Source organism: Psychrobacter celer (assembly GCF_016107555.1).
Lineage (GTDB): Bacteria > Pseudomonadota > Gammaproteobacteria > Pseudomonadales > Moraxellaceae > Psychrobacter > Psychrobacter celer.
Window position 1 is genome coordinate 1 of sequence record NZ_JABASU010000038.1, and the last position, 10,214, is coordinate 10,214.

Here is a 10,214-nt window from a genome sequence, read left to right on the forward strand (position 1 = left end):
GACAGGTGGCTTAATTATTCTACGATGATGTTGTGTTAAGAATGGGGTATTTACATGATTTATCTTAAAAAAAGAAGCTTCTGCTACATCTGCGTCTCCCTCTACCCATTGCAGCTGCACAGCAATTGACCCTAGATTTTTCGAGTTTCTACGGACTTCATCAGTGACTCTTTCAGGATATTTGAGAGCTAACTGATAGTCAGAATACTTACCTATTTCTTTTTCAACTAAACTTCTCGTTTTATTACCAATTTCAATCTGTTCTTCAGGTATAACACCATTGAAACTATCACGAGTTATTGGACCATCCCCATAATCGTCATTTATCCAAGCCACTAAAGAGCTCACTCTATGAGAGCCGTCAATAACAAAGTTAAACCCTCCTTTACTTCTCCATAGAATCACAGCTGGAATTAACTCACCATATATAAAGCTTTTTATTAGCTCTACTATCTTTTTTGGATCCCATTCACTGGTTTCTCTTTGAAAATCTGGCTTTCTTAAAGCAGAGTAAAAAAAGTCGTCTTCTCTTAAATCAGATATAGAAAAAGATTCTTTCTTCTTTGCAGAATTTGGAATATCCTCTACATCAAAATCTTCTCTGGGAAGTAAAGCGTCAAGGGATACTTTTGCCATTATAGATTTCCTTATTCTAAAAAACTTGATTCTTTGATAGTTATTGCTACAGACAGAAAGCTTCTTGAACCCAATCATCTTTTTCATAAGGACCATGGATAGACTTAAAGCAACCGCGACTTTCTTCAACATCTCGATTAAGATTAGTTACTACCCAATCAACAGTGCATATAACCCTATTTGTATCTAGAATCACACCTTTAATAATACCTATATGCAGAACTTTTAAGCCCCCTTTTTGTCCACGCATCTTTTTGATCGCAATCCTATCACCTACCTTAATATTCTCTGCTTTTTTATATTGTGAAGGTTGATCTTTTTCGTCCCAGCCTAACATCCAAATACCTTGTTCAACAAAGCTCTGATCCTTGGCAACGCCGTCCCAGTTTGCTCCAACCAACCAATAATTACTCATAGCTAATACTCTCCTTGAATATATACAAACCATACAATAGTACATTAATATCAACAAACACAGCTAAATTATATTTATGAACAAAAAAAACACCCAACCAAGTTGAGTGTTTTTCTATTGCCTATCAATCGTCCAAAGCTTACAGCTTACTGATAATCTCATTCAATTGCTGATTAAACGATTCATCCGTCACTTCGCCTTTCTCAACATCAAAGTTATCGAAGAAGTTCGGCAGTGACAGCGCACCTTTGACATCGGCGGCAAAGAATGGCGCTGAGCCTTCAGCAGCGGCAAGGACGCTTTGCGCGCCGCTCGGCCCTGGTGAAGTGGCCAGCATGATCATTGGCTTGTCTTGATAGACTTTCATATCGATGCGCGACGTCCAGTCAAACAGGTTTTTATACGCTGAGGTATACGAGCCGTTGTATTCTGCAAACGAGATGACGATAGCATCCGCCTCGCCAATCGCTTGATAAAAGTCATGGGCAAATTGTGGGATACCGCTCTCTTTTTCGCGCTCTTCACTGTAGATTGGCATCTCAAGGTCATGAATATCGAGCAAGGTCACATTTGCATTGTCGATAGTGTTGGCAATTTGCGCAGCGCTATAGCGTGCCAGCTTTTGATTGATAGAGTTTCTGCTGTTGCTGCTGCCAAAGGCAAGTACGTTCATTATAAAATCCTTATGCTTGTTTTGTGTTATGGCGGCGGCAGCGTTGGTCATTGCCTATTTATCATTCGCTGTGGGGCAATCTATACCGCCTTATTACGTGCCACTATGATACGCCTGATAAGCGCGATGACCGATTTGTAATAGTTGATAATGTTGATTGATATTACCAATCGGTTGGGTAAAGATGGCAATTTTTAGTCTTGTAGTGCAGCGTGTGCCGCAAATGTGAGAATGCCACCCACAAAAAAGCCCATACAACGATGGGCTTTTTTTATGCGCTTAAAACTGGAAAATTATTCCCACTCAATAGTAGCAGGCGGCTTGCTCGACACATCATACGTCACGCGTGAGACGTCAGCGATTTCATTCATGATGCGATTCGATACTGTCTCTATCAAATCATACGGCAGATGGGCAAAGCGCGCGGTCATAAAGTCCACCGTCTCAACCGCACGTAGCGCAATGACCCACGCATAGCGGCGGCCATCACCGACCACGCCGACCGATTTGATCGGCTGAAATACCGCAAAGGCTTGCGCGGTTTTGTCATACCAGCCAGAGCGCTCCAGCTCCTGCATAAAGATAGCATCGGCAAGACGCAGGATATCAGCATATTCTTTTTTCACTTCGCCAAGGATACGCACGCCTAGACCTGGCCCTGGGAACGGATGACGGTAAATCATCTTCTCTGGTAGGCCAAGGGTGATACCAAGTTTACGCACCTCATCTTTAAATAGATCGCGTAACGGCTCAACGAGTTCAAACGCCAAGTCATCTGGTAGACCACCAACGTTATGGTGGCTCTTAATCACGTGCGCCTTACCTTGGTGCGATTTGGCTGATTCGATGACGTCAGGGTAAATCGTCCCTTGTGCTAAGAACTCAATGGTTTTGCCATCGCTTTGTACGCTGATTTCGCGGGCACTATTGGCAAACACATCGATAAAGGTTTTACCGATGATTTTACGTTTGGCTTCAGGATCAGACTCGCCCGCTAGCGCATCTAAGAACAAATCTTCAGCATCGACACGGATGACTTTGACGCCCATGTTTTCGGCAAACACTTGCATCACTTGATCACCTTCGTGCAGACGCAAGAGGCCATTATCGACAAACACACAGGTGAGCTGATCGCCAATGGCTTTATGCAGTAATGCCGCGACCACTGAACTATCGACTCCGCCTGAGAGCCCAAGCAGCACTTGCTTGTCACCGATTTGCTCTTTTAATTGTGCCACGCGCATATCGACAATGTTGTCTGGTGTCCACTCACCAGCACAGTCGCAGATTTGATGCACAAAGCGGCCGAGTAGTGCCTGACCTTGTAGGGTATGAGTGACTTCGGGATGAAACTGGAGGCCATAGTACTGCTTGTCGTCATTGGCCATAATGGCAATCGGGCAGCTTGGTGTGCTGGCGATGATATCAAAGCCTTGTGGCGCTTCGATGACCTTGTCGCCATGGCTCATCCAGACGTTTAGCATGGTCGATTTATCTTCACTGACGCTATCTTCTATGCCATCAGTAAGCTTTGAATGACCATTGACGTTAATGGTCGCTGCGCCGAACTCATGGATATCACTGGCATGTACCTTACCGCCGAAGCGTTCAGCCATTGCCTGCATACCGTAGCAAATGCCGAGGACGGGTACGCCAAGCTCAAACACAGCGTCATTGATACGCGGGCTATTGTCCGCATGCACACTCTCAGGGCCGCCCGATAGGATGACACCTTTGGCACCAAAGTCCATGATGCGCTGAGTGTCGATATCATAAGGGAACATCTCACAAAAAACGCCAGAATCGCGCACACGGCGAGCGATGAGCTGGCTATATTGCGAGCCAAAATCAAGAATAAGAATACGATCTTCTTTGATAGTAGGGATAGCAGCGGCAGTGGTCATAAATCGATGTCCATCAATAAGTAAAATTATCAGCCTATTTTAACAAGTTTAAGCCAATCATGGGCGACTAGATAACGTGGATAAGGTAAATAAAAAAAGCGTTTCATCTGCAAATAAATCATAAGCGTACCTACCCAAGTAACTACATAAAGTCAAAAAATATTCGCTACTATAGTTAATTCACTTTAAAACCGATACCGTGCTACTGGAATACTTGTTTTGAATAACAGCTGCGTAGCATCGAAAAGTGCGAAGCGCACAGCAAGCAAGGAAAATTTGTACCAGTAGCACGGTATTATTAACGTATAGATTTTATTTCATATTGACTATATAAGCTTAAGTCTGAAAAAATAACGGAGATAAACCATGACTAGCCTACCCAAGCCCAAATTCGACGATCCAAAAGACTATATCCTAACTAAGTCCGATATCACTGCGATTCCTGAAACCAAGCACTTGCATCAGTTTAACGACAACGCCATTCGTCATACGGTATCTCTAAGCGATATTGTTGGACTAAACGCCTTTGGCTTACACCTAGTACGCGTTGAGCCGGGCGATGAAACCACCCAGCACCACTATCATGAAGAGTCAGATGAGTTTATCTACGTATTATCAGGCGAGCTATCACTGCGCTATGGCGATCAGACTTATCCTTTAAGTGCTGGCGATTTTGTTGGTTTTCCAGCGTACGGTGCAGCGCATTCGATGCGTAATGATAGCGATAGCGACGCCACCTACCTTATGGGCGGAAGCAGACCGCCGATTGATATCACCAACTATCCAGACATCGAACGTAGAATGTACAAGATCCATGGAGAGAAGGAGTTTGTCGATTTAGAAGATTTGGGTAAAGTTTAAAGGGTTATCCAAACACAAAATGGGCATGTCTAGTTATAATTTATAAACAATAGTTTTTTTGTTGCTATCATTCAAAAATATTAGTATGGTGATTAATAAACGCTATTTATGCTGAGCTATTTAACCCAACTAGCCGCTACACTCTAACCACAAGTACAGTGATTACAATCGACAGGTATGTCTCTATGCGCAAACTCAAACTCCCTACCCGTAAACACGCTAAACCCTCATCTACTCTGCAAATCTCTGATAGCGACAACAACGATAACGCCAATCTAGACGTGACTGCAAAAACCAATACCTCTCTTAACACCCCCATCGAGCAAACGCGCTGGAATGGTTGGGGTAACGTCAATATTAATAAAAAAGTCTCGCCGCATGGCGCAAAACTGATCAAATCCCACATTGGCAAAACCAAAAAACTCAAATCAGTTAGCTTACAGCAAGTACTAAAAACGGTGCCACAATCACGCTTGCCTAAAGCTATTACCAAGCTAAACATAGTCTCGACCGATCAAGAGATCAGACTCAGACACGCCCGCGGTCAAAGCTTCCCTGATTGGATTGCGATGCATAGCGGCGACTTTGAGACCTTCCCTGATGGCGTGGCACATCCGCAATCGACCGCTGATGTCGAGCAACTGCTCAAGCTGGCACGCGAGCACGATCTGATTGTTATTCCTTTTGGCGGTGGTACTTCCGTAGTCGGACATATCAATCCGCAACAGGACGCGCGGCCTGTTTTGACCGTCGCCATGAGTAAAATGGATCAACTGATTGACTTAGATACCGAGAGCCAGATTGCTACTTTTGGTGCCGGTACCCAAGGGCCAGCGGTCGAGGCACAATTAGACGAGCACGGTTATCGTCTAGGTCATTATCCGCAGTCGTGGGAGCTATCGACGCTTGGCGGCTGGATTGCCGCGCGCTCTAGTGGTCAGCAGTCCTTGGGCTACGGGCGCATCGAGCAAATGTTTGCAGGCGGTACTTTAGTCACCCCGCAAGGCGTGCTAGAGATTGTTGACATTCCTGCATCCTCAGCAGGGCCTGATTTGCGTGAGATGATGATGGGTACTGAGGGCCGCGCAGGTATCTTTACCGAGGTAAAAATGCGCGTGCAATCACAACCTGAAGAAGAGCTATTTAAAGTGGCGTTTTTGCCGAATTGGGAAGCGGGCAAAGCGGTACTCAAACAAGCGGTGCAAAACAATGTTCGCCTCTCTATGCTGCGTCTCAGCAATGCCGTCGAGACTGACGCGCATCTGCATCTAGGTACGACGCCAAGCCAGTTTTTAGCGATTAGCACTTATCTAAAAGCGCGCGGACTCAGCTCAGATAAGGTGATGCTGACTTATGGATTCTCAGGCGATAAAGCACAGAATAAACTAGCAGTGACGCAGTTTAATAAGTTATTAAAACAGCACGGTAGTGTCACGGGTAAGATCACCAATATCATGGGTAGCGTGTGGGCGCACGGGCGCTTTAAGTTCCCGTATCTGCGCGGTACGCTTTGGGATAAAGGCATTATGGTCGATACCTTTGAGACCGCCACCAATTGGGCGCGCATCGATGAGCAAATGGCGCAAATGCAAGACGCGGTAAAAACCTCGCTCGCTGATGAGGGTGAGGAAGTGATGGCCTTTACTCATATCTCGCATGTCTATAAACAAGGCGCGAGTCTATACACCACTTACTTCTTCCGCGCCGCCAAAGATCACGCGGCGACGTTAAAACGCTGGCAAAAAATCAAACACGCCGCCAGTATGAGCCTTGCCCATGGTAAAGCCACCATTTCACATCAACATGGCGTTGGCCGCGATCATGCCCCGTACCTTGCTGCCGAAAAAGGTAAGCTTGGGATTCAAGTGACTCGTGATATGCTAAAAAGTCTAGATCCTGAGCAGCGTATGAATCCAGGGGTATTGCTTGAGGAATAGAAATTGAAAATATGAGAGATAGATTGTCTATCCCGTGCTACTGATATAAATTTTCCTTGCTTGCTGTGCGACTTCGTCACTCCAGAGGCTGCACAAAATCAATATCAGCAGCACTATATCGAACTGATTTCAAAATGGCTTAACTATTTATGTTCGTTAAATGAATGACGTCATTTAAGAAGAGTAATTTATGAACCAAAGCAAACAACGCCAGCAAGCCCTTGCGCCCTTAACGAAATCTGAACCTTGGGATATGCTCATTATCGGCGGCGGTATCACGGGTGCCGGCATTGCCCGCGAGGCGGCTCGCCGAGGTTTATCTGTATTATTAATTGAGCAAAAAGACTTTGCGTGGGGCACCTCCAGCCGCTCGAGCAAAATGGTGCATGGCGGTCTGCGTTACATTGCCTCAGGCGATTATAAAACGACACTGCTTAGCGTGCGTGAGCGTGAACGTATGCTCACTGAAGCAAGCGGTCTAGTTAACGAGATGCACTACGTTATGCCGCACTACAAAGGCAAGTTTCCGCCGCCGTGGATATTTAACACCTTGCTGCGCGTCTACGACAGAATAGCGGGTAAGCGCTATTTTAAATACTTTAAGAAGGACGCTTTTTTACGGCTAAACCCTAATATTAAGCAAGATAAATTTTTGGGTGCCAGTCAATTTAGCGATGCGATCACCGATGATTCGCGCTTAGTGATGCGCGTACTTGACGAAGCCATTCATGACGGCGCGCACGCTATTAATTATCTCAAAGCCGAGTCGCTTATTACTAATGAGCAGGGCTTGGTGGTGGGTGCAACTTTAAAAGACACCGCTTCTAAAGATAAAGATCAAACCTATAAGGTTCACGCCAAAGTGGTGGTCAGTGCCACCGGCGCTTGGGCCGATACCTTACGTATGCAAGCCCGCGAGCAAACTGAGCAAAGCTTCAACAAGCAAATACGCCCCTCACGCGGTAGTCACTTAGTCGTCAGTCAAGAGCGCTTACCTACCTCGCAAGCCTATACCTTTTTGCATCCTGCTGATAAAAGAGCGGTGTTTGTCTTTCCGTGGGAGAACCGTACGGTACTTGGCACCACTGACTTAGATCATCCGCCACTTAATGACGAAGAAGTCGGTATCACTAGCGCAGAGGTCGATTATCTACTAGCAGCGACTAACTCATTGTTTGATGATACCGATCTCAATCGAGAAGATGTCATCAGCACGTGGGCCGGCGTGCGCCCGCTGATCTCTGATAGCGGTGATGGTAAGCGCGTTAGCCCCAGTAAAGAAAAGCGCGATCATAGCGTCTGGCTCGATAATAATCTCGTGACCGTCAGCGGCGGCAAGCTCACCACCTTTCGCCTGATTGCCCTTGATGTGCTTAAAAAGTGTCAAAAGGTGCTCGACCTTGATGACTCTGCTACTCAAAACCAAGCGATAAATGGCGATCAGGTCTTTAGTAAAGTAGCACCCATCCATCCTAAGTTTGCGACGCTATCCTCTAATCTACAACAGCGCTTGCAAGGATTCTATGGTCGTAAGCTTGATACTTTACTTGAGCTGGCGCATGAAGAAGACTTAGCTTATGTCACCGATAGCAACACTATTTGGGCGGAGATTCGCTTTGCCGCACGCTTTGAACAAGTCATACATTTAGATGATTTACTACTGCGGCGGACGCGCTTAGGCTTAATCCTACCGCACGGTGCGATGACACCACTGATTAGCGCCAGACTGAAGCAAATTTGCCAGCAGGAGCTGGGCTGGAATGAGCAAAAATGGCAGCAAGAAGTCGCTCGCTATAGCGAGTTATGGCAGCGTTATTATCATCTGCCTGCGGCTTAGTGCTTTTTATACCTCAAAAACTTTATATCTCTACATAGTAAAGGACTACTATGACCACTTCTCACGACCCCATCTATTTCTTAGCTATCGACAATGGCACCCAAAGCGTGCGCGCGCTGATATTTGATGAGTTTGGTAGCGAGATAGCCAAAGCCCGCGTGCCTATCGAGCCGTATTTCTCCGAGCAACCCAATTATGCCGAGCAGCACGCCGACTACTACTGGCAAAAGCTATGTGAGACCTGTCAAAAGCTGTGGCAAAGCTGCGAGATTAAACCTAACCAAATCGCCGGCGTCAGTCTCGCCACCCAGCGCTATACCATGATTTGCCTTGATAAAGACAAGCAGCCGCTACGTCCCGCTATCGTTTGGATGGATTTGCGCCGTGCTGAGACTCATGACATTGGTTTTTTACACCCGCTGACCAAACTCATCGGCATGGGCGAATTAGTCAAAGACGCCCAGCAGAAAGCGCGCTGTAATTGGCTGGCGCAAAACGAGCCTGAGATTTGGGCGCAGACCGCGCACTACGTCAATCTCTCCGCCTACCTCACTTATCAGCTAGTAGGTGAACTTATCGACTCAAATGGTCATTCGGTCGGCTATCTGCCGTATGACTACAAAGCGCAAACATGGCTCAAACCCAAAGACCTAAAATGGCGACTGTTTAGCTGTACCCCCGAGCAAATGCCCAAAATCGTCCCACCAGGCCAAACTCTCGGTGAGATAAGCGTCAAAGCTGCCAAAGTCACAGGTATCCCAGAGGGCACGCCGATGATTGCCGCAGCCAGTGACAAAGCCTGCGAAGCCCTAGGCGCAGCGGGACTGTCCGCCGATACTGCGTGTCTTAGCTTTGGCACCACCGCCACCATCAACACCATCTCCCCTGATTATGTCGAGATACTCAAACACATGCCCGCCTACACCGCCGCCGCCCCGCATTACTACAATCACGAGTACATGATTTATCGCGGCTTTTGGATGGTCAGCTGGTTTAAAGAACAATTCGCCCACTATGAAGAGCAGCTAGCAAAGACGCAAGGCATCGACACCGAAAAGCTCCTCGATGCCGCCGTCAGAGACATTCCAGCAGGCAGCATGGGACTGATTATGCAGCCCTATTGGTCACCGGGCGTGCGTCATCCGGGGCTTGAGGGCAAAGGCGCACTCATTGGCTTTGGTGATGTGCATACCCGCGCACACGTCTACCGCGCTATCTTAGAAGGGCTGGCTTATGAGCTTAAGCTTGGCTTTGATACCATTTCAAGGCGCACCGGCAAACCCATCAAACACCTGCGCGTCTCAGGCGGCGGCTCCCAAAGCGACGCCGCCATGCAGCTCACCGCCGACATCTTTGCCATGCCCGCCTACCGCCCGCACACTTTTGAAGCCACTGGCCTCGGCGCGGCCATCAACTGCGCGGTGGGTCTCGGCGTCTATCCCGACCACGCCGTAGCTAGCGATGCCATGACCCATTTAGGCGATGAATTTGTCCCTATTGAAGCCAACGTGCAACTCTATAAGCGCCTGTATAATGAGGTCTATCTGAAGATGTACAAGCGCCTAAAACCGTTGTATCAGAGCATTCAAGACATCACAGGATATCCGGCTAAATGAAGCAGATGTCTTATATAGTATGATTCAAGGCTTCGCTATCGACTTTGGCAAAATACAGCATCAGGGCAGACAAGCTCATGCCATCACTGATTTTACCATTCAAGATATGCTCATAAACCTCTTTCTTGGTTAGAAATAAAATTTTATCAGTTTCTTTATCCATCAATCTCATATCTTGCTCAGCATTTTCACAAATTTTAGCAAGAAATATAGGAATATTTGAGCATAGAATACTGCTATTAGGTTTTACTGTTCCTATTTTTTCAATATTTTCTGATAATATTAGGGTGTGTATAGAATTCAAATGAGTGGCAACCAGATAAAGACACAAGCAA

At 46.6% G+C, this 10,214-nt stretch carries 9 protein-coding genes; 4 read left to right on the forward strand and 5 right to left on the reverse strand.

From position 1 onward, the window contains the following. From JFC05_RS12245 to guaA, 4 genes are all read right to left on the reverse strand, one after another. Nucleotides 1-636 (reverse strand): DUF262 domain-containing protein (locus tag JFC05_RS12245; protein WP_198337082.1); only part of this gene is annotated, 636 nt, incomplete at its 3' end. Between the two features lie 46 nt (nucleotides 637-682). Further along, nucleotides 683-1,051, reverse strand: coding sequence for a hypothetical protein (locus tag JFC05_RS12250; RefSeq protein ID WP_198337083.1), 369 nt, complete (start codon nucleotides 1,049-1,051; stop codon nucleotides 683-685). Between the two features lie 139 nt (nucleotides 1,052-1,190). Then, a complete protein-coding gene (locus JFC05_RS12255) occupies nucleotides 1,191-1,724 on the reverse strand; it encodes an NADPH-dependent FMN reductase (RefSeq protein ID WP_198337084.1) in 534 nt (177 codons plus the stop codon). Nucleotides 1,725-2,017: 293 nt separating this feature from the next. Beyond that, nucleotides 2,018-3,628, reverse strand: a complete 1,611-nt coding sequence (gene guaA, locus JFC05_RS12260) for a glutamine-hydrolyzing GMP synthase (RefSeq protein ID WP_198337085.1) — start codon at nucleotides 3,626-3,628, stop codon at nucleotides 2,018-2,020. A gap of 366 nt (nucleotides 3,629-3,994) precedes the next feature. On the opposite strand from guaA, the gene JFC05_RS12265 reads away from it, so the two are divergent. From JFC05_RS12265 to JFC05_RS12280, 4 genes are all read left to right on the forward strand, one after another. Continuing rightward, nucleotides 3,995-4,489 (forward strand): cupin domain-containing protein, encoded by a 495-nt coding sequence (locus JFC05_RS12265; protein ID WP_198337086.1) that lies wholly within the window; start codon nucleotides 3,995-3,997, stop codon nucleotides 4,487-4,489. A gap of 185 nt (nucleotides 4,490-4,674) precedes the next feature. After that, nucleotides 4,675-6,426, forward strand: coding sequence for an FAD-binding oxidoreductase (locus JFC05_RS12270; RefSeq protein WP_198337087.1), 1,752 nt, complete (start codon nucleotides 4,675-4,677; stop codon nucleotides 6,424-6,426). Nucleotides 6,427-6,616: 190 nt separating this feature from the next. Then, nucleotides 6,617-8,263, forward strand: a complete 1,647-nt coding sequence (locus JFC05_RS12275; protein ID WP_198337088.1) for a glycerol-3-phosphate dehydrogenase/oxidase — start codon at nucleotides 6,617-6,619, stop codon at nucleotides 8,261-8,263. 50 nt (nucleotides 8,264-8,313) lie between these two features. Continuing rightward, nucleotides 8,314-9,879 (forward strand): FGGY-family carbohydrate kinase, encoded by a 1,566-nt coding sequence (locus JFC05_RS12280; RefSeq protein WP_198337089.1) that lies wholly within the window; start codon nucleotides 8,314-8,316, stop codon nucleotides 9,877-9,879. A gap of 10 nt (nucleotides 9,880-9,889) precedes the next feature. On the opposite strand, the gene JFC05_RS12285 is transcribed toward JFC05_RS12280, so the two are convergent. Further along, nucleotides 9,890-10,214, reverse strand: a 325-nt coding sequence (locus tag JFC05_RS12285) for an NUDIX hydrolase (RefSeq protein ID WP_198337090.1), incomplete at its 5' end; no start/stop codon positions are given.